This window comes from Mucilaginibacter sp. dw_454 (assembly GCF_018449775.1).
Lineage (GTDB): Bacteria > Bacteroidota > Bacteroidia > Sphingobacteriales > Sphingobacteriaceae > Mucilaginibacter.
Genome location: NZ_JAAVVB010000003.1, coordinates 270,035 through 295,556, shown reverse-complemented (window position 1 = coordinate 295,556; position 25,522 = coordinate 270,035). Strand labels below are relative to the sequence as shown.

Below are 25,522 nucleotides of genomic sequence, written 5' to 3'. Positions count from 1 at the left end.
AAATGGCAGTTTAAAAGGATATCTGTTTACGGTATGACGCAATGCCGCCAACAGAAAATTTAAGACCAATTGAAAGCTGTGAGTAAGAATCCTTTTGCGTTCCGGCAGTAAATCCGTCTAACCCATCGCCCATAATAAAATTATACTGATAGCCTAAGTCAATCTTAAAACCCGGCTGGTCATACTTATTAAATACCTTAAACTCATACCCAATGCGGGCAGGAATCAATATCTGATTAGAGTTAAGCGAGCCGCTGGTATAAAAACCCGGAGTTTTAATGGAGGCCCGGTTAATGTCTGTGATATGGTTTACCACAAAACCAATACCTGACGACACGTACAAGTTTTTAAATGCATTAGCCATGTTACTTTGCGAGTAATCAATCAGTTCGCCCATTTGTAACTGTCCTTTAAACATTACTGCATTGTAGCTATTGGTAAACTGGCGGCCAGAGGTTGTATGCAAAGAATCGCCGCCCTGCAAGGTACCTGTTTGAAACTCTATGATATAATTTACAAACGGTGTGGCGTTATAGTTAAAAGTTAAATGCCCTGAGCGGGTGCTTTTTATGGTTTGCGCATCAGTATAGGCCTTATTCATGTCTAGGCCTAATCCAAGGTCGTATTGTGCATAATCATAGCCCATCTGCGCCTTAACAGTACCAGCGGCACCGACTATAATCATCAGCAAAAAAAATCTTTTGATAAAGTGATTCATTCTAAATATCCGCGGGCTATAGTTTATAATACACAAAGCCCGACGTTAGGTTTATACGTAGTAAAGGCTTGTTCATTAGTTAAATTTATCAGGATTGTTGGTTAAAACCATATCCGCTTCTAATTTATTTAAAATTAACCACTATTTTACAATATCATGCAATTATTGATTGCCTGTATTTTATATCTTTGGAGCCACACTACAAAAAAATTAATACCTGGTATGTCAAAAATTAAAGTAAATAATCCGGTAGTTGAGCTGGATGGCGATGAAATGACCCGCATTATCTGGAAGTTTATTAAAGATAAGCTGATAGTGCCGTACCTTGACCTTGATATTAAATACTATGATCTTGGTTTAGAGTATCGTGATGAAACCAATGACCAAGTAACTATTGATGCTGCAAATGCCATTAAAGAACATGGCGTAGGCATTAAATGCGCTACCATTACACCTGACGAGGCCCGCGTTGCAGAGTTTAACCTGAAACAAATGTGGAAATCGCCAAATGGTACTATCCGTAACATTTTGGACGGCACTGTTTTTCGTGAGCCTATTGTAATGAGCAATGTGCCGCGTCTGGTACCAAACTGGACAGCGCCTATCTGCATTGGCCGTCACGCTTTTGGCGATCAGTACCGCGCTACCGACTTTTTAACTAAAGGCAAAGGCAAGCTTACCATTAAATTTACACCAGAGGATGGCAGCCCGGAGCAATCATTTGAAGTATTTAACTTTAAAGGCGATGGCGTTGCTTTAGCTATGTACAATACCGACGAATCAATCCGCGGTTTTGCGCATGCTTGTTTTAACCAGGCGCTGATGAAAGGCTGGCCTTTATACTTATCTACCAAAAACACCATCCTGAAAAAATATGATGGCCGTTTTAAAGATATTTTTGAAGAGATCTATCAAAACGATTACAAACAAAAATTTGCTGATGCAGGCATCACTTATGAGCACCGTTTAATTGACGACATGGTAGCCTCTGCGCTTAAATGGAACGGCAACTTTGTCTGGGCTTGTAAAAACTATGATGGCGACGTACAGTCTGACACCGTAGCACAAGGCTTTGGCTCATTAGGTTTAATGACCTCTACCCTGGTTACTCCGGATGGCACGGTGATGGAAGCTGAAGCTGCACATGGTACCGTTACCCGTCACTACCGCGAGTATCAGGCCGGCCGCCCTACTTCAACCAACCCAATTGCCTCTATATTTGCGTGGACCCGTGGTTTAGAGTTCCGTGGCATACTAGATGGCAACCAGGAGCTGATTGATTTTTGCCACGCTTTAGAGCAGGTTTGTATTGAAACTGTTGAAAGCGGCAAAATGACCAAAGATTTGGCCATCACCATTAAACCAAAAGTTGAGCACGGCACAGACTACCTGTACACCGAAGAATTTTTGGAAGCAATTGACGAAAACTTGAAAAAGAAGTTAGGTAAGTAATATTATCCGTTTCTGATATTATAGAAAGCGGCTTTCAGAAATGAGAGCCGCTTTTTATTTAGGGGCGATATTTGATACCTAAAATTCATTAATTAAAATCGGCGTTTTATGGCAAGCTAACGCGACATTCGCTGACGCCCAATTTATCTAATCTTTATAAACTGCCCGTTTTCATAGTTTACTTTAAACTCTCCCTCGGTGTTATTAGAGGTAGATGACGCTGCATTTATTGCCCCTGCAACAGCTCCCCCTATAGCGCCAAACATAAAGGCTGATGCGGCACTGCCACTACTGTTATTGGCAGGATGCATAAAATCTATAACTTTTCCGTTAAAGAAAAAATCGTTGTTTTTTTTGGTAAGCTTGTAATATCCAGAAAAAGTAGAAATATAGGGCACCCCTTTATAAACTACGGCAAAAAAGTTGCCGGTTTTTACTTTTTTAAGTTTGCCTGTTTCATCTGCTGCTTTTACATTATTTTTTTGAAGGCTATCGCCGTCTACCGTTATTCTCATATCCGGTACCTGATCGGTGAAGGTTTTATAAGTTAGATATAAGCCGTCGGCATAAGTGTTGGTATTATAAACGAAGAGTCTGCTTTTTTCAATACTATCAACTTTTGCAACATCATTGTACCCATAACTATAATTTGATGGCTGCCTTTTTAAGTTTACCGCTATAAAATGCGACAATATTTCACTCCCCGTTTGTAGCAGTTCATTTGAAACATCTATTACAGCGGATACACGTGCTATTGTGTCAATGCTATTAATTTTTCGGTACCCGTCATTCACTTTTGCGTACAATTGAGCTTTCAGCATAAAATAGCCCATTTCAGAAGTACCGCCTACCGCTTCAGCAAAACAGATATAGCGTAACTGCAGCACCAACTCTTGTTGTTTAGCTGTAAAATCGGTCAGATTTTTTAAAATTTTATTGAGTTGTTGTTGTAGCGGTTCGTTTGCGACAAGAATTGCTGTTTTGTTAAAAGCACCTGTTTTTAAAATTCCCAAATGGACGGTATCTGCCCTTGCGTCTATCAATGTTATCCTATTATACAGACTATAATAAACTTTAGTTGTTGGTAGGTTAAGTGTTAATTTCTCGATATTTTGTGCGTAAGTATTGAAGCTGAGAAACAAAAACGCCATAAAGCAGATACTGGTAGATTGTGATAATTTCATGTTAAAGGTTTCAAAGCCTAAAATTAATACTTTTTATTTGGGTGCGATATTTGATACCTAAAAGTCATTAATTAAAATCGGCGTTTTGGGTTTCATATTTTACTGATAACTTAGCGCCCAAAATCACAGCAATCATGTCTACAGCATTGTATCCATTAAAATTCCATCCCATATATAAAGACAAAATCTGGGGCGGTCAAAAAATAAAAACCATCTTAAATAAAGATTTTGGCAACTTGCCTAACTGCGGCGAAAGCTGGGAGATCTCGGGTGTAAAATCTGACGTTTCTATCGTAAATGGTGGCGAGCTTGACGGCCAGTCATTAGCCGACTTATTAGAGCAATATGGTGCCGAGTTGGTGGGCGAAAAAGTGTACAAACACTTTGGTAACATCTTCCCGTTGCTGATCAAATTTATTGACGCTAAAGAGGATCTTTCTATCCAAGTGCATCCAAATGATGAGCTGGCAAAAAAACGCCATAACTCATTCGGTAAAACCGAAATGTGGTACATCATTGAGTCTGACCCGGGTTCAAGCCTGATAGCCGGTTTTAACCAGGAAATGACCGAAGAGAAATACCTGGAGAAATTTAACAGCGGCCACCTGATGGACGTATTAAACCGCGAACAAGCCAACGCAGGCGACGTATTCTTTTTACCTGCGGGTCGTGTACACACCATTGGCGCAGGTTTATTGCTAACTGAAATTCAGCAGACATCGGATATCACATACCGGATTTATGACTTCGACCGTGTTGATGCCAATGGCCAAAAACGCCCATTGCAAACCGAAGAAGCTTTGGCAGCTATCGACTATAAATATTACGGCCACTACAAAACGCAATACACGCCTGAAAAGGATGAAGTTGTTGAAGTAGTACAGTGCCCATACTTTACTACAAGTGTATTAGATGCTACCCATAGCACAAGCGCAGATTACAGCCATTTGGATTCATTCGTGATCCACATTTGTATAGCAGGTTCTTATACACTAAAATATAATGGCGAAAGCTACCCTGTTAAAATGGGCGAGTCTATCCTGCTACCAAAAAATATTGATAAAGTCGAGCTGGAAACAGCAAGCGGCTTTAAGATCGTAGAGAGCTTTATAGCGTAATTACCCTTCCAACCCTTCCCGAGGGCGAACGCTTTAAAATATAAAAATGCGCGGTACAATGTATCGCGCATTTTTTGTTAGCAAATTCGTCTTGCCGAATTTATTTCGGCATCCCATCATAAAGGTGAACTTCCTGCTTAGCACGTGGGATGCTGAAACAAGTTCAGCATGACTTGTACAGTGTTACTTATATTTCCAATTCCTCGATTTCCCCTCTGCCATCCATTCCAAAGCCTGTTCAATACGCTTTTGGCGGGTGGCTTCAGTTTTAGCATCAACAATCCATTCTAAATATTCGCGTTTACAAGATGGACTGAAATTTTGAAAAGTAGCCAACGCTTTTTGGTCGGTCTGTAATGCCTCGGCAAAATAATCGGGCATATCTATTGGGGCTTTTGGCGCTTTGGGCGGCGCGGGCTTTTTCTCTTTATGCTCAGGGCCGGCATCTTTTATGGCAATGGCTTGTAGAATAAAATCTTTAAGTACGTCACCACTTGGCAGATCAGACAGCTTAGTAATACGCCCGAAATTGCCCGCAGCGTCCCGTTCATGCGAATGTTTTAGCACACCGTTCGGGTCGTTTAAAGAACGGCTACCCCAAAAACCAAAAACACAATGCTCTTTAAAACCGCCCATATTGGCCAGGATGCCTTTGTATTCAAAAAAAGGATGTCCCCATTTAATGGTTTCTGTAATTTGCGGCGAAACCGAATGCATCAGTTGGCGCAGGTGTTTTAATATCGGCTGTGCAAAAGCTGCTTTTTGGCCGATATACTCGTCAAAGCGTGGGTCGTATTGTTACATACACCAAGATAAATATTTTGAATTGATTTGTGATAGACAGACTTACGAAGTTTTGAAAACTTCGTAAATCTAAAGCCTACTTAGCCAATCGCTCACAAATCTCTGAGATAGATTTGCTGATCGGCTTAAATTCAATACCGATAGCTTGTTTGATTTTGGCATTATCATAATCGCGTGTTTGGTAAGATGACTTAGCGGCAATCTTATCAATGGCCGGCGATTTACCGGTAATAAGCGCTCCTAAATACGCCGCGCGCCAGGCCAGTTCCATCATCCAGGGTTTAACTAAAAATGCCGGCGGTTTGATGTCGAAGCCCTGAGCAATCTCGGCAGTGATTTGCTGATAATTACGATTTTCGGCACTGATGATATAGCGTTGTTCGGTAATGTCGCTTTCCATTAGTGCTATCATGCTTTTGGCTACGTCTTCTACATCGACAAAGCCGGCGGTTCCTTCCGTATAAAATTTCAGGCCTTTTCGTACCGTTTCAAAAAGCTGGCCGCTACCCAATGTACCAGCATTAGCGCCGATGATTAAAGAAGGATTTACAATCACCGCATTTAACCCCTCGGCAATGCCGCGCCAAACCTCCATCTCGCTTTCCAGTTTAGATATAGCGTAGCCATCATATTCGGTGGATATATCAAGGTGATCATTTTCATTGATCAGTATGCCGGGTTTGGAGAGGCCTATAGCCGCTATAGAGCTCACGTGTACCAATTTAATATCCCTATCTAAACACAAATTTACGAGGTTGCCTGTACCCTTTACGTTGGTACGGATCATGGGGTCTTTGTCTTTTTGTTTTAAAGACACCCAGGCTGCGCAATGATAAACTTGCGTTACACCCTTGAGCGCGGCTTCTAAAGCGAATATATCCAGCATATCGGCCTCTACCCATTCAATTTGAGCATATGGCACCAGCAAAGCCGGAATAACCGATGTCGCCCGTTTTGTGCAGCGCACCGCCTCGCCTTTATCAGCCAATTGCTTAGCTAACTCCGACCCTAAAAAACCTGTGGCGCCTGTGATAAGAATCATTGTTTTTGATATGCAAATGTGCGGATGTGCAAATGTGCAGATAATACGTCGAGCATAAAAATATAAAATTGTCATCCTGAGCATAGCGAAGGATCTTATACGTGTAACTGATCGCTTATACAAGATCCTTCGCTCCGCTCAGGATGACAGATCGTTTTGTCAACCCTTTTACACATATGCACATCAGCATATTTGCACATTCGCACACGTGCATATTTGCACATCCGCAAGTCTATCTGCATATTTGCACATCCGCACATTTGCACATTATATAGTATGTCCTTATCAGATTTTTTTACGCCGATTGATTTAGATGCCATCGCCCCAAAAAATGGCTATTATACCAGTCATCTAGGCAGTAAAATAAGCGCGTACACCGATAGCTTTCCTGATCTGGATCAACCAACCGACATTGCCATTATCGGCGTGCAGGAAGACCGTAACGCGGTCAATAACCCAGGTTGCGCATTGGCGCCTGACTACGTGCGCGAGAAACTTTATCAACTACACGAAGGTAGCTATACCACTAAAATTGTCGACCTGGGCAACATTCGTCAGGGTGAAAGCATAACCGATACTTACTATGCGCTTAAGACGGTTGTGGCCGAACTGGTAAAAAACGATATTATTCCTTTGATTATCGGCGGCGGGCAGGATTTGACCTATGCGCAATACCTGGGCTATGAAGACCTCGAGCAAAAGGTTGACCTGGTAGTTATCGATTCGCATTTTGATTTGGAAGAGGACGATAATAACGACACCATCGCTACCACATCAACTTCTTACCTGAGCAAAATATTCCTGCACGAACCTAACTACCTGTTTAACTACAGCAACCTGGGGTATCAAACCTTTTTTGCCAGCCAGGACAGTTTGCGCGTGATGGAGAAACTCTATTTTGATGTTCATCGTTTAGGCGCGTTAAGCTATAATATAGCCGTTGCCGAGCCGGTTATCCGCAATGCTAACATGGTCAGCTTTGATATCAGCGCCATTAAATCGTCTGATGCAGGCGCAAACGCAAACGCTACGCCCAATGGTTTTTATGGCGAGGAAGCTTGCCAGATTTGCCGCTACGCGGGATTCAACGATAAACTAAGCTCGATAGGTTTCTACGAGTTTAACCCGGCTTACGACAACAATGGGCAAACCGCCGCGCTGCTATCGCAAATGATATGGTATTTTATTGATGGGGTTTATAACCGCAAGAAAGATTTTCCACTTAGTCCGAAATCACAATACCTTATCTACAAAACCAGCCTGGTGCATGATGATCATGAACTGGTGTTTGTAAAAAGCAAAAAATCTGACCGTTGGTGGATGCAGGTGCCTTACCCAAGCGGAGGCTCAAAAAATGAGCGTTTTCATTTGGTGCCTTGCCGCTATGAGGATTATCAACTTGCTACCTCGGGCGAAATGCCCGACCTTTGGTGGCGCACCTATCAAAAATTAAGTTAAATTATAATTGTGCGGGTTATTATCCGTTATAAGTGCTGAACGTTTAAAAAAATAATGAAGAAAGTAATTTTTAATATAATGGCACTGCTGCCTACCCTGGCCTTTGCTCAAACTGCGCCCGCCGTTAATGGCAGTTTCACGGTACAAGGCAAAATAGGCACCGTGACTACACCTGCCTGGGTTTACCTGATGTACCAGGCCGGCGCTAATAAAGTAATTGATTCAACCCTGATTGTAGATGGCCATTTTATAATTACCGGCTCATTGCCTAATCCCTCAAATTCTTTATTGGTATTAGATCATAAAGGTGTTGGCATAGCCAAACTGGGCAACGCCCCGGATATGCTGGAGTTTGTATTAGACAAAGGTACCACTACTCTTTCTACCGAGAAAGATTCCATTAAATACGGTACAATAACCGGTTCTACACTGAATGATGAGGATAAATATTTGACGCAGCAGATCACTGCGATAAATGATGAGGCGAAAAAATTAAATGACGAGATAAAAGCCCAGCCCAGCGCCAAACAAAACTCGCCCGAATACCAGGAGCAAATGCAGGCCAGGTTTAAAGTTTTGCAAGACAAGCAACATGCTATGCTGAAAGAGTTTGCTGTATCACATCCGCATAGTTATGAAACCTTGATGGTATTGAACTTAATGACCCGCCAGGGCGCAAGCCCTATAGAGGTTAACCAGCTATTTGGCACACTGGATGAGCCGTTGAAGGAAATGGAAGTAGGTAAAATAATCCGGAAAACCATTGACGATGCCATGGTTACCGCAATAGGCTCTGTAGCACCTGATTTTACTCAGCCTGATGTTAACGGCACACCGGTTAAGCTATCATCTTTAAGAGGTAAGTATGTACTGATTGATTTTTGGGCGTCATGGTGCGGTCCTTGCCGTGCAGAGAACCCTAATGTGGTAAAAGCTTATAATAAATATAAGGTCAAAAACTTCACCATCATTGGCGTATCGTTAGATCGCCCGAATGAAAAAGATAAATGGCAGGCAGCCATTCAGCACGATGGCCTAAGCTGGACCCAAGTATCAGACTTAAAAGCCTGGTATAACGATGCGGCTGCGCTATATAAAGTGCAAGCTATCCCGGCTAACTTCCTGCTTGACCCAAGCGGCAAGATCATCGCCAAAGATTTGCGCGGTGCAGATTTAGAGCATAAGTTGGAAGAGTTGTTTGGGAAGATATAAGCACCCCTCCCAACCCTCCCCTTAGGGAGGGCTTTAAAACAAGAAAGGCTTCACAATGTGAGGCCTTTCTTGTTTAGATCTATTTTTGTTTAGATATATTTTATTAAAGTCTCCCCTTCGGGGAGATCCAGAGGGGTTTACTGCAAATACTTACCCACAATAGGCATCCTACGGCCCATGCCAAAAGCTTTTGGCGATACCCGCAGGATTGGCGGGGTCTGATAGCGTTTATGCTCGGCCAGGTTAATTAATTTTATGGCGCGATGAACGGTCGTCTCTTCAAACCCCATACCGATAATTTCATTAGCTGATTTACGATGCTCGATATATTGGGCTAACACCTGATCCAGGATATCATACTCAGGCAATGAGTCAGAATCTTTTTGACCCGGTCTTAACTCGGCCGATGGTGGTTTGATGATGGAGTTTTCAGGGATTATCTCGCTATCGCGATTAATGTATCGCGCCAGCTCAAAAACCTGCGTTTTATATACATCGCCAATAACAGAAATACCACCGCACATATCGCCGTATAAAGTACCATAGCCTACTGCAGCTTCGCTTTTATTCGAGGTATTCAATAAGATATAGCCAAACTTATTACACATAGCCATTAGCAAAATGGCACGGCTGCGCGATTGGATATTCTCTTCGGCTATATTAAACGGCAAATCTTTAAACTGCGGATGTAGCGCCGTTTCAAATGCTTCGGTAATGCTTTTTATGGCGATGGTTTCGCTCATGCAACCCAGGTTATCTACCAGGTCCACAGCGTCTTTAATGGAATGATCGCTGGAGAATTTCGATGGCAATAATACTGCCATCACGTTTTCAGGCCCTAATGCTTCGGCAGCCAATGCACAAACCACTGCCGAATCAATCCCTCCCGACAAGCCCAATATCGCACGGCTAAAGCCTGATTTATGGAAATAATCTCGTATACCTAGTATCAATGCATCGTGAATTTGTGCTATGTCGCTCTCGCGTTCGGCTTTTACGGTTGACGTATGATCAAAACTTATCTCACCATTATCATCTAACGTATAATAAGTCAGGCACTCTTCAAAGTAAGGCAGCTCATCAACCAGTTTACCTGTTTTGTCAAATACTAATGATCCACCGTCAAAAATCAATTCTGTCTGCGCGCCTACATGGTTTACGTAAAATAATGGCAGTTTATAGCGCGAGGCATTATCCTTCAAGATCTCTATCCGCTCCTCGTCATGATTATAGGCAAACGGCGACGCGGCGATATTGATCATCACATCCGGGTTTTGCGTAATCAGCGTATCCATGGGGCGGGTAATATATAGTGGGTTTTCTATGGTGTTCCACAAGTCTTCGCAAATGGTCAGCGCTATACGCTTGCCTTTAAATTCAATACAATTAAATTCGGTCGACGGTTCAAAATAACGATACTCGTCAAAAATATCGTAGTTAGGTAACAGCGCTTTGTTTACAATGGCTTTAACTTTTCCGTTCTCAATAAAATAAGCCGAATTGTTTAGATCCTTACCTTCTGTTTTATGATTGGGGATAGGTAACCCAATGATACAAGCTATGTCGATACACTCAACAGCAATTTTTTGCGCAGCTATCTCGCACTGATTAATAAACTCGCTAAACTCCAGGAAATCTCGCGCCGGGTATCCGCAAATACACAGCTCGGCAAATACCACCAGGTCGGCGCCATTTTGCTTTGCTTTCTTAATGTGTTTGATGATATGCTCTGTGTTCGACTCAAAGTTACCAACGTGATAATTAAGCTGGGCTAATGCTAGTTTCATAAGATATTACAAGTACCGATTTGCAGCTAAATGCAAATAATAGATTAATTTTGTTGAAAGTATAAAAATGATATCAACCTTGTATAAGTTCAAACAAATTTATTTGATTTTTATTGCGGCTGTGCTACTATCTGCCTGCGGACACGATAAAAAAGTTGACGTAAGCAATATACCAATTGATGTTAAAATTGAGCGTTTTGATCACGATTTTGACGGCTTACGGACAAAACCCATGGAGCAGCAAGCCATGTTCATGATAAAAAAATATGGCGCATTCTACGCCAACTATACCGAACAGATCCTGGAGGCAGGCAGTATTAAAGATACCAACTATTTCGGCACATTACGCCCGGTATTTGCGGGCCGCCCCTACCTGGATGTTAAACATGACGTAGACTCAATTTACCCCGGCCCCCTGGTAAAACAGGAGGCAGAGCTAACAGATGCCTTCAGGCGGATAAAGTATTACTATCCTAAAAAACAGCTACCCAAAATGTATGCTTATTTCTCGGGCTTTAAAGCACAGACCGCTGTTGGCGATGGCTATTTTGGTATTGGGCTTGACTTGTTTTTGGGTGCTAAGTCCAGGTTCTACCCGGCATTAACAGATGTCTTTCCGCGCTATATTTCAAGGCATTTTACGCCAGAATATATCACCCCGAAAGTGATAGAAGGCATAGCCCGCGAAGATATGTTCCCCGAAAGCGATAATGATAAAACATTACTTTCAAAAATGGTGTATAATGGTAAGATACTTTACTTTATGGACCAAATATTACCCGATGTACCCGATTCGACCAAGATTGGCTACACGCCTCAACAACTAAAATGGTGTACAGATTTTAAATCGACCATTTGGGCCTATTTATTAGACCAAAGTTTGCTGTATGAAACCGATGATCAAAAGATAACCAATATTATTGGCGAAGCTCCGTTTACGGCTCAACTAGGCAATGACTCGGCGCCCAAAATTGGCGTGTGGACCGGCTGGCAAATTGTGAAGGAGTATATGGATAAACACCCGGAAGTTACGCTGCCAGAGCTGATGATGAATAACGATGCGCAAAAGATCCTGAACGAATCAAAATACCGGCCTAAATAAAGCAGGCTGATTATAAAAACAAAAAGCGTCCGGCAGATAACCTGCCCAACGCTTTTTTTTATACTCTAAGCTAAATTTAGCTAATAATATCGAATACTGCTTTTAAAGCAACGCCAGCGCCAAGAGCCAAAATTACATTTGCCACTGCAGAAGCATGTCTAAAGTCTGCAAAACGTAAATAAACACCCACTAAACCAATAATTATAGCAATAACTAATAATATGTAATGACGGTCTGCATTTGCTTCTTGCATTGATTTTACACGTTCTGAATTGGTGTCTTGCGTTTGGCTCATAATACTTGTGTTTTTTATCGCTACAAAAATAGAAATGTTTGGGTAATTATCTAATAAATTAAAGTTAAATATTTTGGTGGTTTAATACAAGTGCGCTGTTATGCTGAGCCTGTCGAAGTATAACGGGCGAAGGCCTATGCTCACCCTTCGACAGGCTCAAGGTGACAAGCCATTTTTTTACACCTCTCCTTCACGCTTCCTTAAAAACCACTCTACACCCAGTAAAGCTACAATCAGTACAAAGATCCATTTCACGTCGATCATGTCACTGTAGTGGCGATCCTCATACACCAGGGTTTTGATGTTCTCATTCTTACGGATCAGATCGGCTAGTTGGTTCAGTTGAGCAGGATAAAGTATTTTACCACCACTTTGGGTAGCTATAGCTCTTAATAGCTGATGGTTGGCGGCACTTTGTCTAATCTCCAGGTTAAGCGGCTTGACGGTTAGTTGCCCGTTAGCATTAAACAGGCGATCGCCCAATTTGGTAGACGCGGTATACGTGTATTCGCCAACCGGTAAAACTCCGGCATCTAACTGGTAGCTCTGGCCCGTTCGGGTAGCCAGGAAGCTGTAGTTTTTACCCTCGGTATTTTTAAGCTCGATTTTTACATCGGGCGTGTTAACCAGTTCGAGTGCATCGTTGTATAACTCGGCGTTGAAGAGCACGTTCTCGCCTTCGTCAAAAATGTTTTTAGAGGGATAGGCCCTAAAGCGCTGCCTGTTAGCGTTGGCCGTAAGGTACTGCACGCTTTGGCTAAACAGCTCTTCCATAGCATGGTGATTGCCATATTGCTGGTACTCGGCCAGTTGCCAATGCCATAGTCCTTCGCCGGTTAAAATACTGATACGGCGGCCGTTTTCGTCGCCAAATAATAATAACGGATAACTGGTAGTTACCGCACCTATTCGTTGTTTGAATAGTACCCCGTTGGGTACTGAAGAAGTATAAGTACCAAAAGCGGCCAACAGTGGCGGCATTTTAGTTAGCTTTTGTACAGTCGAGTCCCTTAATACAAATGAGCTGAACTCAGATGCTGGTTGAGCAAATACTTCCTGCATATCCATGCGGGTAGCGCTGATGTTGGTCAATTTTTGCACTTTGTTAAAGCCCTGGAGATCGGCCTGATCGCCCAGGAAATACCAGAGCGGCGTTTTGCCTTTGGCAATAATATCCTTTAAGGCACCAAAAGTACCCGCCATAGGCTGATGCAGCATAATGAGGCTATAATCGCTTAATTTAAGCGATCCGAGATCCGAAGTTAAACTTGTCTTCAACTCATAGTTTTTATGGGCCTCAATAGCCTCTTTAATAACGCTGATGTCTGGATGGGCGGCGTCATAGAGCAATAAGATCTTTTCTTTCGAGTCGAGCACCTCAACATAAATAGTTTCAATGTTATTTTGGGTAGACAGCTCGTTTTTAACCGGGGTGATGCTAATGTTAAATTTATGGACGCCTTTTTTATCGGCATTCAGTTTTATGGTTAGATTTTTTTTAAAGGCGTCGTTGTCCACCGGGATGATCTGCGTGTTTACCTGCCGTCCATCTTCGGTAACGGACAGGTGCATAGTTTCGCCTTTGCTTTGGTAAGCCTGTGCCAATACCTCTATCTCAAAATCATTACCTAAAAAGGCGGTTTTGTTATAGTTAACATTGCCTATCAGCAAATCGCGTTTGGCAACGGTATCGCCAAGGGCTACGGTGTAAATACTGGTTTTAAAGTTACGGGCCTCATACTGTGGATCGGCCCCCTGGTTGTATGAGCCATCGGTGGCTAATATTAGTGCGCCGATATTCTGATTCACAAAGCGGTCATTCAACTGGCGCAAGGTGGCCGATATATTAGTTTGTTTAGCACTAAAAGTCTTTGACAAACCGCTATTTAAATCATGCCCGAAATTAAATTCCTGCACATCGTAGCCGTCGCCCAGTTGTTGTTTTAGCTTACCAAGCTCATCAACAAATTTACCGGCATCAAAGTCTTTAGAATGAAAGGTATTGACCGATTGCGAATTATCCTGCGCCACCAAAATCAAGGGCTTTTGGGGCTGATAATTAGTGGATTTAACTAATGGCGACACCAACAGCAAAGAAATGATAAAAACCGCCAGGGTTCTAAATGCCGACAGCAGGTATCTGAATTTATCCGACAGGTTTAGTGGTTGCCGGTACATGATCCAGGCATACAGCAAGCCCAACAGCAGGCAAGGTATAACCCACCAGCCCGAAACAGCCCCCCATGTAATAGAAAATAGCAGCATTTTAGATGTTAAACGTTGTACGTAATACGCTTTACGTTATTGTGCAAAATGCGAAAATAATGTGAATGTTTGGTGTAATAATGTTGGTGAGTTAGCTTTGCCATGCAAGTTCTTCATGCACTATATACCATTTACCGTTTACCTTCCTAAGCGTAAACGAATATCCCTCGCCAGCCATAATATTATAATAACTGTCCATCAATATGTAAGCTTGTTTTTGATCTAACGAAAAGACCGGTATCATGATAGCGTTGTTGAAAAAATGCTGCCGTTCATCCCATTTTTTGTCGCCTATCTGCTTGGCGCTGGTAAATTTTATTTTTGAAAGCCCCGTCGTGTCTATCAGGAGGTGATGTAAATGATGAATTTGATAAATGAAATAAGCCGAGTCAGCACGTTGAAAATGAAAAGGCTTCTTATTATTTAAAAGCCAATCTATTTCGAAAGCAAAAAAATCTTTACGCGGCCCACCTCTACGATACAGATCAATCGACAAAGGCAATGTATCACGAAATATTTTGCCTTGGGTAATCACTGCTTTCACAACCTCATTAATATCCTTCTTATTCGGCATTGAATATTCCTTTTCAGGATCGTGACATCCAAACATCAACAGCAATCCAACAAATAGTAAAAGTTTAGGCATAAAAAAACAGCATATCTGTATATCAAATATGCTGTTTTTAATATGATTTGCAAAGGCCTGAGCTCATGCTTCGAGTGTCTCAGCATTACAGGCCATTATCTTTTATTATTTATTAAAATCCGAAATCAAAATTCCGACTTCCGAAATCTTAAAGCATCCCACCATCAACCGGGATAACCTGGCCGGTAATGTAGGTAGCCATATCAGATGCTAAGAAAACGCAAGCGTTAGCTACATCCTCGGTGTCGCCGGCCCGTTTAAGCGGGATTGTTGCCGCCCAGCCTTCAACTACTTTAGGATCTAAAACCTCGGTCATCTCGGTGCGGATAAAGCCCGGCGCTATCACATTGGTACGGATATTACGCGAACCCAGCTCTTTAGCTATTGATTTTGAGAAACCAATAATGCCGGCTTTTGAAGCAGCGTAGTTAGATTGACCAGCGTTACCATCAACACCAACCACAGAACTCATGTTGATGAATACACCATCACGGTTTTTCATCATGATCTTTGATGCCGCTTTGGTAATGTTAAATACCGATTTCAGGTTAACTTCCAGCACATCGTCCCATTGCTCTTCGGTCATGCGCATTAACAGGCCGTCTTTGGTAATACCGGCATTGTTCACTACAATGTGCAGGGTTCCGAAATCAGTTATGATATCATTAATTAGTTTATCTGCCTGGTCAAACTTAGAGGCATCGCTGCGGTAACCTTTTATCTGGGTACCAAAACTTTTCAGTTCTTGCTCAAGGGCTTCTCCTTTTTCTACAGATGACAAATAAGTAAAAGCCACATTAGCGCCGTGCTCGGCGAATTTTTCAGCAATCTTGCGTCCAATTCCTTTTGACGCTCCGGTTATTAACGCGGTTTTTCCTTCTAATAATTTCATAAACTTCAATCAGTCCAGTTACGGGCAGCGAAGATAATAATTTAGTATGAAAAGTTAATGAAAGGGACACATACGTTTCATCGATAGTTGTCGATGCTTATTTTATAAACCCTCATCGAGATTTTAATTCAACAAAAAAGCCCTTGCAGATCTGCAAGGGCCAATAAATTTATGTTGTAATAGCTGGTTAGTACTGCCATAAATTAAGCTCCCAATCCATGAGCTGTTTCTTAATTCGCTCAGATTCATAAAGCCTGTCTATACCTTGTGCGTAATCTTTGATACGCTCGTCTTTATCGTTAGATATCTTAACCACATAACCGTGAAATAAGCGTTTCAAGAAAACGTCATCAAAACTCAGATCTGTAGCATCATTGTTTCTGTTAAAGGCTTCGTGTGTAACCAATACCTGGCGTGCAGCCGGGAAATAGATCCAAAAGGCCGGCTGATAATCTAACGCCAGGTTAGCACCATCCACTTTTTGCTTGATCATTGGTGCAATGCCTATGATGCGTGGCTCCCATACAGAACGCTGCTTGTCAAAGATCCAGTCTTCTTTAATACGATATTTAATGATACTGTCAGGTTGAAAATCACCAGCTACCATTTTTGAACCGGTTTTTTCGCCGTTAGCATTAATAATATTTACTAAAGCACTGTCAGCCATTTTTGCTTTTGCCTTTGCAGGGGTCAACGGCACAGCAAAACCATCGCCGTTAGGGTCGTCTTTTGTAGGGATCGGGTCGTAAGCAGTCAATTCGCCTGCAGCTACGGCATCCATCAATACATCAATTAATCTTGCTTTTGGCGAGCCTAGGTAAGCGTTTACTTTTTCGCGCAAATCAATTTCTTCCCAAACACGTTTTGCAAACACCGCGTCCGCCTCACGAACGTTAGCATACGGCGTTACACGATTGTTTTGAATATTGGTCTTTTTGTAATAGCCATCCAACGGTCTGTCAAACGGTTTAGCCGGTGTAGCGTCTGCAGTAATAGGCGCATCTGTTGGTTTCTTAGTAGTATCAACCACTGAGGTTTGTTTATTAGCCGCATTGTTACCTGCCGTTGTTGCACGTTTGGTAGCTGCCGGTTTCCTGGCCGGAGCCTTTCTTTTTTTAGTTTGCGCAAATGATGCCACGCAAGCTAAACAGAGTACCACAATCAAAAATCTACTTTTCATATGCTTCTAATTTGCAAACAATACAATATTATCTAAGCCACGTTGGGTACCGTCAGGGCCAACAGCAACAATGTCTTTAAATACCACAGTAGATCCCGGCGATACACTGTTCATTGCAGAGTGCATAGCGCTGGTTAACTGGTTGCCGGTTCCGGTAAAGCTCAATGGATCCTGGCGTGGTTTTATCACTAACAAAGTAAAACGTGTAACACTAAACTTTGCATCAAATTCAAAATTCTCTAAGCGGGCAAATATTGCGTCCTGCGATTTAATATTAGCCGAGCTTGTTGTTCCGCCAGATTTACCGGCAAACTCTGCCTTAGGGTCTGGTATACGTTTTACACGGAATAAAGTTGAGCCTAAAGCCATTACTTTTCCTTTTGACACTTCGCCCGATACATTTACGGTAGCAGTTCCCTGCGCAGTGACGGTAGCAATATATCCATTGCCTGACGGGGTAATAGTACCACCGCTCATGCTTACTTTTAAATCTTTCTTGGCAATACCTGGCGCCGATACCGATACCGGGTTGGGCACACCTATGTATAACACATTCATTTTATCCGGCGATACAACTGCCGATGGCCTTGCAACAGTATAAGTTTGCGGCTCGGTTTTGTAAGTCTTCATGGTACCGTCATTCTGTTTAACGGATATAGTACCTATCCAGGTATGTACACCTTCACTGCCGGTGCTGCCGTTATATTTACCACGTCCGGCCTCTGTAGGTAATCTTGATCCCTCAACACTAATATCAGGTGATGATTTAGAGTCAGACGCAGTTAAGAATACTTCAGCAGTATAAGGCTGGCCAACTAGTACATAGCTGGTTGGCGCCACTGCCACCGCCGAAAATTGATCCAGATTAACAACAGCCACATCAACTTCTCCTAATATCTTTTTAACCACTTCATTTTCGGCATTTTTAGTGTCCGATTGTATTTTGGTTAATGATGTCATTACCGCGCCCATCGGCATGCCTTCACCAAAAGTTGCCTGTTCCCAGGTTTTATTTTCAAAACCAGTTCTGTGCGGCGGTGCGGCAGCCTCTAGCGGTAATTTAACGCCTTCGCGGTCTTTAGGGCTCAATAACCCTATTAACTCATCACGGGTAGCATCAATTTTTTTATGCAGATCGTAAGCATTTCTTTTGCGATTAACCATCAAATCAACAGATACGTCCAGGTTTTCGCGTCCTTTGTAATCCTGTGTTGCATCATCAAAACCACCGCTGGCGTCAACCAGCATTTTTTTCAATGAGTCTACATACGTATTCAGATTATCGGCCAGCTTTTTTGCTCTCTCTGCTCTATCATAAATAGGCTTCGCTCTCTCCGGCTGTTCCTTCAGCTTAGTTTTTTCAAATGCCTCAAAGGTGTTATCAATACCTTTTTGCACATTTGTTTTTGATGCCGACAAGCTATCGCTGATGTTTTTAAATGCATCAAGCAAGCTATCGGGTACATCAAGGGCGATAAGGCCAAGCAATACCAGGTATAAAATACCCATCATCCGCTGCCTTGGGGTTTGTTTACCTCCAGCCATTTGTTATATATCTTTCTTTGTTAGTATCAAAATCCTGTTTATTCACCAAAATTAAGCTTGGCGCGGTGCATTCATCGCGGTTAGCATATTGCCATAAATTGAATTTAATGACGATAAGTTTTTAGCCAACTTACCAACCTCTTCTTTAAACTGTTTTGAATCTTCGATAGACTCTGTAAAGTTGCCCATAGTTAATGACAGGTTTTGATAAAACTTGTTCATTGCTTTTAAATGCGCGCTTGAGTCTTGCAGTTCTAATTCGTAAACAGCGTTTAATGCTGATAAATTTTTAGCTAAGCTGTTTACCTGATCATGATATGCTTTTGAGTCGACGTTGGTATTAGCCAACTCTAACAAATTACCAGATGCTTTTTCGAAAGATGCAGACAGATTATCATAGCTTTCAGTTGCCTGTTTCACTTTATTGGTGAAATTTATAGTGGCCTCACCGGCATCAGTAACCTTTGATATAGCATTAACTTTATCGCCAAAGGTTCTTAAACCATCGGCAAGGCTACCAATTAATTCAGGACCAATTTTAGCATCGGCCATCATTTTGTCTAAAGCTGCAGTTTGCGAGAAGTTACCACCGCCAACAGCTTTTTGTGATGATTGCGGCAATTCGCCTTTATAATCATGAGCCAATTCCGGATAAGCTCTTGTCCAGTCAATTTCAACGTCTTCTCTCTGGAAGCCCAGTATAAAAAACAATATCGCTTCTGCACCCAGACCTATTGAAATAAATAAGCCGCCAAAAGGTAAATGCTGTATCTTAAACAATAAACCTACAATAACTACGGTTGCACCCCAGGATACAACGTTATTAATACCCCATGGTTGTTTTTTCCCTGCCATAAAATGTGTTATAAAATATTCTCTTAGTTTTTGATTAGTTTTTCAAATTACCGTTTGTCTCTCAAGTCGCGGCCCTGGAAGTGAGTTACGCAACGGAAACCGATATAAGATTTAGCGCTATCCTGAAACTCATAAGCCCGTGTTGAGTTTTGCAGGAAATAACCTACGTCTTTCCATGAACCGCCGCGCACAACTTTGCGTTTCATAACTTCAGGGTCATTCTTTTTAGCCTCGTAATTGAAGGTTGGAGCTAAATCATTCACAAAGGTTGATGCAGATGGATCAAATGCTGATGAGGTCCACTCGGCTACGTTACCGGCCATGCAATACAAGCCGTAATCGTTAGGTAGATAAGATCTTACTTTTACTGTATAAGTACCGCCGTCATCAGAGTAGTTACCACGGCCTGGTTTAAAGTTAGCCAACAAACAACCTTTGGCATTCCGGATGTAAGGACCACCCCAAGGGTAATCCGTACCTATCCTGCCGCCACGTGCCGCATATTCAAACTCCTCTTCGGTTGGTAAATCGTAAGGCGAGCGGTGTGCCAGGTGTCTTGAATCTTTATAAGCTTCGTTGTAGCGTGTGCGCCACATGGTAAAGGCACGGGCCTGTAACCAGTTAACACCCACTACCGGGTAATCTTTAAATGATGGGTGAGAGAAGTAGCCTTCAACCATTGGCTCATTTGCTGCGTATGAGAAATCTGCCAGCCAAACCAGTGTATCCGGGTAAACAGCTACCGTATCGCGGAATATCGCGTCAGAACGTTTGAAGTTTTTATCATTTCTGTGCTCTGCAGCTCTGCGATACAGCGGCAATGCATAGTTATATTTTAACAAGCGTACGTCAAGTTCATTACGATCGAACACACGATCCAGACCTTGATAGTACATACTTTGTAATTTCTGAGCATTGGCGTTACCGCCTTTTTTGGTGCCGGCACCCCAGATAGGGAATTTTTTTACGTAGTTCCAGTCAATGTATTTTTGACCGCTTGGATTTGCGTTAGCAGGGGCGGCTTTTCTGGTACCGTTACCGCCGATAAAGTATTTAGGATCGTTCAGATAGCTGGTGATAGCAATTGAATCGCGAACCCAGTTTACAAACTGCCTGTACTGACTGTTTGATATTTCTGTTTGATCCATAAAAAAGGCCGGGATAGTAACCTGTTTGGTTTGTGCAATTTGTGCAAAGGTAACGTCCTGGTCTGTCTGGCCCATTAAGAAAGTGCCCGAGGGGATGTACACCATACCGTAAGGTATTTCGGCACGGGGTGTTCTGCTGCTGGCGCCAATCACCTCTCCTCTGTCTGCGCCTTTACCACCACCGCCGCCAAAAATGCCACAGCTGCCTAAAGCCATTGTACCTAAAATTGCTACTACAAAGTATATCTGCTTCATTTTTTACAAATCAAAAAAAACATGCCATCAATAAACACAAAATGACCCCCGAATATATAAAATTTGCCAAATCAAATCGTAAAAAATGTTTTTTATAATTAAAAATAACACTTTTTAAACTGCAAAGCAAATCTATTAACGATAGAACAAGATGGGTTATAACACCAAATGTTTTTAAATTAACTAGTTATAACAGTAAGTTTTTACTTAAGCGTTATACGGCAAAATATGAAAAATGTTGCACATCAGATTAAAAAAAAAGCCTTTTAGACTATTTATTTACCTGTTTGCAATATTGTTCAATAGCCATAGTCATGGAAGGAGCAGCCGGAGTAGGTGCCGGGATGTCTAAAATCAGGCCGGCTTCAAGTACCGCCTTGTGTGTAGTAGCGCCAAAAGCTGCAATGCGGGTGTTGTTTTGCTTAAACTCAGGGAAGTTTTTGTATAACGACTGTATGCTTGATGGGCTAAAGAACGCAATAACGTCATAAAATACTTCAGCCAGATCACTCAGGTCGCTGCATACGGTGCGGAATAAAACTGCAGGGGTAAAATCGTAACCGTTTTCTAATAAGAATTTCTGAGTTTCTTCGGCAGCTACATCAGAGCAAGGGTATAAGAATTTCTCGCTTGAGTGTTTTTTAAGCACCTCGGCTAAATCTGAAGCAGTTTGTTTACCAAAGAAAATTTTACGCTTACGGTACTGGATATATTTTTGAAGATATAAAGCAATGGTTTCAGAAAGGCAGAAATATTTCATTTCTACCGGTACTTCAAAACGCATTTCCTCGCATATTCTGAAAAAATGGTCGGCAGAATTACGGCTGGTGAAAATCACCGCGGTAAAATCGGCAAGGTTAATTTTATCCTTACGAAAATCTTTTGCCGGTACACCCTCAACGTGAATAAACGACCTGAAATCAATTTTCAGGTTCAGCTTTTTAGCCAATTCAGTATATGGATTTTTATCGTTCTCGGGCTTAGGTAAAGTAACCAATATACTTTTTACCTTTTTCTTTCTTTCTTCCAACGCTGTAATTTAAAACCTAAAACTTATATATTCAGTGCTTTTACTAGTATCAAAATGGGGCAAATTTCGAGGGCACAAAGATAGATAAATAAATAGAATTTATGAAATCGAATATTAGAAATAATGCTAACGCTGCTTCTTAAGTATAACCAGGTGAAAATCACCAGCACTAAAACAATGGCAACTGCCAGTAAAACAGGTATAAATTGTGCCGCTATCAAGCTAAAACAAACAGTAACGGGCAAAAATACAAAGGCTATGTTAAAGTATGTCAGGTAAAGCACTGATACATATTCTGTTACCAGTTTCTGGATGTCAAAAATAAAGCCTAAGGCTTTCAACACCAGGAATTTACTGGCAAAAAGCAATAATATAATAAATACCAGCGAGCTAAACAGCCTGAAACCACTGATACTATAGTAAATATTTCTGTAACCAGCTAATTGGTACAGAAATAAACCAAAGGTTAAACCGAATAACAGGAAAAGCCCTACAAAGGCCCAGAAGTTGATTTGTATATCATCCTTATTAGCTTGCACCATGGCCCGTTTGCTGTAAAACGACAGGAACACATTCTTGATATCTTTATTCATCAGTATATTCAGGATAGCCGTATAAAGCAGCAAACTGATGATCATGACGATAACCCATTGATCTCGGGTTTGGCGGGTATGGCCGCTGCGTAATGAGTTTTTAGATCTGTAAGGAATATCCAGGAAACCATTGCCATGGTATAAACTATCCTTCACAAATTGGGCAGAGCCCTGGCTGTAGGTGGTTGAGTCTGGATATTTGATGTAGAGAAAAGCCAGCGAGTCTTCCAGGAATTTTTGGCGGTTGGCCGTAGCCATGATCACCGAATCCAACACCTGTACCCCGCCTTGTTGAGGAGTAGAGATTACCGGATTGGTTTGCACCGATGTGTCTTGCTGCGCGTAGCCGGCAAATGCCCCGGCGATCAAAAAAAGTATACAAAAAGCAGCAAAACGCATTTAAAAACATTTATTAAGCCGCAAAAATACCTTAATTATCTTTTCTTTTCAGTTGATTGTTTTTAAAAAATCAAACAGACTATTTAACTAATTTATTGGGGATGGCAACGTTGGTTGGTTTGCGTAAAGATTTTTCGCCCAGATAGGTAGATAGTTGCTCGATCCTGTCGGTACCAATGATGTCTGCGCCGAATGCAACCTGGGTATCCCAAGACTCCTGGGTATCCGGCGCGCCCCAAAATCTTACCAGTTTGCCGGTATGGGTATGCACGCTGTCCACCGTTTTTTGCAGACGCTTGCGGTCGGCCTCGGCAATAGCGCCCTGGCCCTTCCATTTAGACCAATTCTCAAAGTTTAAACTCACCTGCCCTACTCTATCCCACTGCGCCGGGGTGTGCGGGTAAATCAGATCATCATCAAACCAAAGCGTGGTTGGATAATCTTTATAGTCGCCCGGCTGCGGACGGTTACCACTGATCAATATTTTTAGCCTGCCCGTGGGATTTTCCGGACTCATTAAATATGCGCTCAGCGGCTTCAGTTCTTTTACCAGCGCAGGCAGGATTTTTTTATAATCGGCTTTAACATCGATCAATAAATTTAAGCGGCGGGTAGTATCCCGGCGCAAGGCGTATGCAATGGGGTCGATATACATACCTTTCAGCGTACGGTCAGGGAACAGATACTTGTCGCTATGCGATACCAGTAACGTGCCGTCAACCAAAAATATATCTGCTTCTATGGAATTGAAGCCATTGTTATAGGCCTTGTAAAAAGGCGTGTTATTGGCATAATCGTTATGCGAGTGGATAAATTTTGCTTGCGCGACGCCTTTAAAAGTGGCCAATGTTAAAGCCGCAGATAGCAGCAGTAGAAATTTAATTTTCATGTCGATAAAACTATAAAATTCAATCAAAAGTCAGGTTATCAAACTATTAATTTTCATCACCTGTATAGACAGGTTTGGGCAGCGGCTTCAAGGCTTCCTGGTCGTCAGACGCGGTGATGGCCCTCGAATTCAGATCGCCATACCAAAAAACGGTTGATGAATAATCAACCAAACCGGTGTCCCAACTCAATAGCTCAAACTCAAATTTCAGTTTCTTTTTAAAGGGCACCGCATCCAGGTTGCGGGTGCGCAAAAAGGTATTGTAACCGCGCGATGCTTCATCATCCTCGCGCATGGCGCCGCCAAATGGTGTCTGGAAAACATGGATAGGCGCAAACGTGGTGTTGTAATAATCCTCCGTACCGCAGCCAAAGTGCGAAGGAAAAGATTCATCATCTACCCAGATATGTTCGTCGCCCTCGCCATACCAGCGCGGGGTATGGTTGTACAGCGACAATACATCACCCTTAAAAACACCTCGTCCGACAATAGTCGCCATATTATAATCCAACCCGGCATTAGTTTTTAGGCCCGTTTCCTGCCGCCAGGCGGCGTGGAAATAAAGGGTGTTGGGTGTCCATTTCCAGGGTGAGGTACAAGCCCTTATCTGGGCTTCGACCGGATAGTTAGAGATATTTACCAATTCAATTTTAGCACTCTTTTTATAGGGCATGATAAACTTTGAACTCATGTTACCCTTTCCATCCGAAAATAAATAATAATTTTTTACAGCGGGCGCCCCCATGCCTGATCCTACAAAATCACTCAGCGGAACGCTTACCGTTTGCCGTCCGTCGAACGTTATTTTGACGATCAGGCCACGCATCATTTGCCCGTAGTCAGCCTCCGCATAGCCATCAAGATTAAATGCCAGTGTCCGGATAGCTTTATGGTCAGCAGGCAAAGACAAAATCAAACTCGCACCGGGGACAAGCTGGCGTTGCGTGTCTGCCTCATTCATTACATAGGCACCAGAATACAGTAGTTCTTCACCCGTTTCGTCTGCTTGTTTCTGGTAAGTTTTAGCTTCTTTTACGGTAAACGTTTTAACCTTAATGCTTTTAGCATAAGTACGATAGTTGGCATGGAAATAATAAGCCCGATTCAAATCATCCACAGTAATTTTACAACTCCTGCCATAAGGAATAGGGTAATAAAGCGAGCTACCCTGGGTGGTATTATAATGTTCGTGCAACAGCAACAGTCCGTCGGGCAAATGGATAGGTAATTTAGCAATATCATAAGCCGGAATGACCACACTGGCCTCCTTCTCGCCGTCAAAATAAAAACGCAGGTTAGTGCCTTTGGCCCCGCCTGTAGTAATAATGCGGGTAATCACGCCAGGGCCTTTTTCGTCAAACAGCACCTTCTCTACACGGCCCTTGTTAGCCTCGTACCTGATGAAACCCGAGCCATCATCGTTAGCATGCCATGAGGGTGTGCCGGGGATCAGCGAGCGGCGATCATGACTGGTTTGCAGTTTGGAGGTGTAGTATGGCGATGGGCAAAGCACGTCAAGGCTTCTGTTCACCATGTCGTTTAACAGCGTGCCAATGCTTATTACTTTTTGCTGCGCGATGGATGCGTGGGCGATTAGAGCCAGGAGGATTATTGCCGCTATTTTTTTCACCATTATTCTTTTATTACACGTCA

22 protein-coding genes are annotated in these 25,522 nt (G+C 42.4%); 5 read left to right on the top strand and 17 right to left on the bottom strand.

Annotated features, from left to right (window positions below; all coding sequences use genetic code 11):
- Positions 1-10 precede the first annotated feature (10 nt).
- Positions 11-685 (bottom strand): hypothetical protein, encoded by a 675-nt coding sequence (locus HB679_RS11750; protein WP_214072177.1) that lies wholly within the window; start codon positions 683-685, stop codon positions 11-13.
- 255 nt (positions 686-940) lie between these two features.
- On the opposite strand from HB679_RS11750, the gene HB679_RS11745 reads away from it, so the two are divergent.
- Positions 941-2,170, top strand: coding sequence for an NADP-dependent isocitrate dehydrogenase (locus HB679_RS11745; RefSeq protein WP_214072176.1), 1,230 nt, complete (start codon positions 941-943; stop codon positions 2,168-2,170).
- Positions 2,171-2,313: 143 nt separating this feature from the next.
- Here HB679_RS11745 and HB679_RS11740 read toward each other — a convergent pair whose 3' ends face one another.
- Positions 2,314-3,354: a hypothetical protein gene (locus HB679_RS11740; RefSeq protein WP_214072175.1), complete on the bottom strand. Its 1,041-nt coding sequence runs from the start codon at positions 3,352-3,354 to the stop codon at positions 2,314-2,316.
- Between the two features lie 134 nt (positions 3,355-3,488).
- Here HB679_RS11740 and HB679_RS11735 point away from each other — a divergent pair, with 134 nt between their 5' ends.
- Positions 3,489-4,472 (top strand): type I phosphomannose isomerase catalytic subunit, encoded by a 984-nt coding sequence (locus tag HB679_RS11735; protein WP_214072174.1) that lies wholly within the window; start codon positions 3,489-3,491, stop codon positions 4,470-4,472.
- A gap of 183 nt (positions 4,473-4,655) precedes the next feature.
- Here HB679_RS11735 and HB679_RS20720 read toward each other — a convergent pair whose 3' ends face one another.
- Together HB679_RS20720 and HB679_RS11725 are read right to left on the bottom strand one after the other, a co-directional pair.
- Positions 4,656-5,243, bottom strand: coding sequence for a YdeI/OmpD-associated family protein (locus tag HB679_RS20720; protein ID WP_346345154.1), 588 nt, complete (start codon positions 5,241-5,243; stop codon positions 4,656-4,658).
- Positions 5,244-5,352: 109 nt separating this feature from the next.
- Entirely contained in the window at positions 5,353-6,318 is a 966-nt protein-coding gene (locus tag HB679_RS11725; protein ID WP_214072172.1) for an NAD-dependent epimerase/dehydratase family protein, read from the bottom strand.
- A 276-nt stretch (positions 6,319-6,594) separates the two neighbouring features.
- Between HB679_RS11725 and HB679_RS11720 the strand changes: the two genes are divergently transcribed.
- Both HB679_RS11720 and HB679_RS11715 read left to right on the top strand, forming a co-directional pair.
- Entirely contained in the window at positions 6,595-7,776 is a 1,182-nt protein-coding gene (locus tag HB679_RS11720) for a formimidoylglutamase (RefSeq protein WP_214072171.1), read from the top strand.
- A 54-nt stretch (positions 7,777-7,830) separates the two neighbouring features.
- Complete coding sequence (locus tag HB679_RS11715) at positions 7,831-8,988, top strand: TlpA disulfide reductase family protein (protein ID WP_214072170.1); 1,158 nt, start codon at positions 7,831-7,833, stop codon at positions 8,986-8,988.
- A gap of 137 nt (positions 8,989-9,125) precedes the next feature.
- Here HB679_RS11715 and HB679_RS11710 read toward each other — a convergent pair whose 3' ends face one another.
- Entirely contained in the window at positions 9,126-10,775 is a 1,650-nt protein-coding gene (locus HB679_RS11710) for an NAD+ synthase (RefSeq protein ID WP_214072169.1), read from the bottom strand.
- A 67-nt stretch (positions 10,776-10,842) separates the two neighbouring features.
- Here HB679_RS11710 and gldB point away from each other — a divergent pair, with 67 nt between their 5' ends.
- Positions 10,843-11,877 carry a gliding motility lipoprotein GldB gene (gldB, locus tag HB679_RS11705; protein ID WP_214072168.1) on the top strand — a complete coding sequence of 345 codons (1,035 nt, stop codon included), beginning with the start codon at positions 10,843-10,845 and terminating at the stop codon, positions 11,875-11,877.
- Between the two features lie 76 nt (positions 11,878-11,953).
- On the opposite strand, the gene HB679_RS11700 is transcribed toward gldB, so the two are convergent.
- The 12 genes from HB679_RS11700 to HB679_RS11645 all read right to left on the bottom strand — a co-directional run bounded on the left by HB679_RS11700 (position 11,954) and on the right by HB679_RS11645 (position 25,502).
- Positions 11,954-12,172, bottom strand: coding sequence for a hypothetical protein (locus HB679_RS11700; RefSeq protein WP_214072167.1), 219 nt, complete (start codon positions 12,170-12,172; stop codon positions 11,954-11,956).
- Between the two features lie 177 nt (positions 12,173-12,349).
- Positions 12,350-14,437, bottom strand: coding sequence for a hypothetical protein (locus HB679_RS11695; RefSeq protein ID WP_214072166.1), 2,088 nt, complete (start codon positions 14,435-14,437; stop codon positions 12,350-12,352).
- Between the two features lie 91 nt (positions 14,438-14,528).
- On the bottom strand, positions 14,529-15,083 hold the full coding sequence (locus HB679_RS11690) for a hypothetical protein (protein ID WP_214072165.1): 555 nt from the start codon (positions 15,081-15,083) through the stop codon (positions 14,529-14,531).
- 148 nt (positions 15,084-15,231) lie between these two features.
- Complete coding sequence (fabG, locus tag HB679_RS11685) at positions 15,232-15,975, bottom strand: 3-oxoacyl-[acyl-carrier-protein] reductase (protein ID WP_214072164.1); 744 nt, start codon at positions 15,973-15,975, stop codon at positions 15,232-15,234.
- 187 nt (positions 15,976-16,162) lie between these two features.
- Positions 16,163-17,155 carry a gliding motility protein GldN gene (gldN, locus tag HB679_RS11680; protein WP_214072163.1) on the bottom strand — a complete coding sequence of 331 codons (993 nt, stop codon included), beginning with the start codon at positions 17,153-17,155 and terminating at the stop codon, positions 16,163-16,165.
- 6 nt (positions 17,156-17,161) lie between these two features.
- Positions 17,162-18,700: a gliding motility protein GldM gene (gene gldM, locus HB679_RS11675; RefSeq protein ID WP_214072162.1), complete on the bottom strand. Its 1,539-nt coding sequence runs from the start codon at positions 18,698-18,700 to the stop codon at positions 17,162-17,164.
- A gap of 51 nt (positions 18,701-18,751) precedes the next feature.
- Positions 18,752-19,555 (bottom strand): gliding motility protein GldL, encoded by an 804-nt coding sequence (gldL, locus tag HB679_RS11670; protein ID WP_214072161.1) that lies wholly within the window; start codon positions 19,553-19,555, stop codon positions 18,752-18,754.
- Between the two features lie 47 nt (positions 19,556-19,602).
- The gene (locus HB679_RS11665) at positions 19,603-20,958 is read right to left on the bottom strand and encodes an SUMF1/EgtB/PvdO family nonheme iron enzyme (RefSeq protein WP_214072160.1); all 1,356 of its coding nucleotides are present in this window, start codon (positions 20,956-20,958) and stop codon (positions 19,603-19,605) included.
- 271 nt (positions 20,959-21,229) lie between these two features.
- Positions 21,230-21,988, bottom strand: a complete 759-nt coding sequence (locus HB679_RS11660; protein WP_214072159.1) for a uroporphyrinogen-III synthase — start codon at positions 21,986-21,988, stop codon at positions 21,230-21,232.
- A 23-nt stretch (positions 21,989-22,011) separates the two neighbouring features.
- The gene (locus HB679_RS11655) at positions 22,012-22,980 is read right to left on the bottom strand and encodes a DUF4271 domain-containing protein (protein ID WP_214072158.1); all 969 of its coding nucleotides are present in this window, start codon (positions 22,978-22,980) and stop codon (positions 22,012-22,014) included.
- 79 nt (positions 22,981-23,059) lie between these two features.
- Entirely contained in the window at positions 23,060-23,869 is an 810-nt protein-coding gene (locus tag HB679_RS11650) for a hypothetical protein (RefSeq protein ID WP_214072157.1), read from the bottom strand.
- A gap of 46 nt (positions 23,870-23,915) precedes the next feature.
- Entirely contained in the window at positions 23,916-25,502 is a 1,587-nt protein-coding gene (locus HB679_RS11645; protein ID WP_214072156.1) for a glycoside hydrolase family 172 protein, read from the bottom strand.
- Positions 25,503-25,522: the final 20 nt, after the last annotated feature.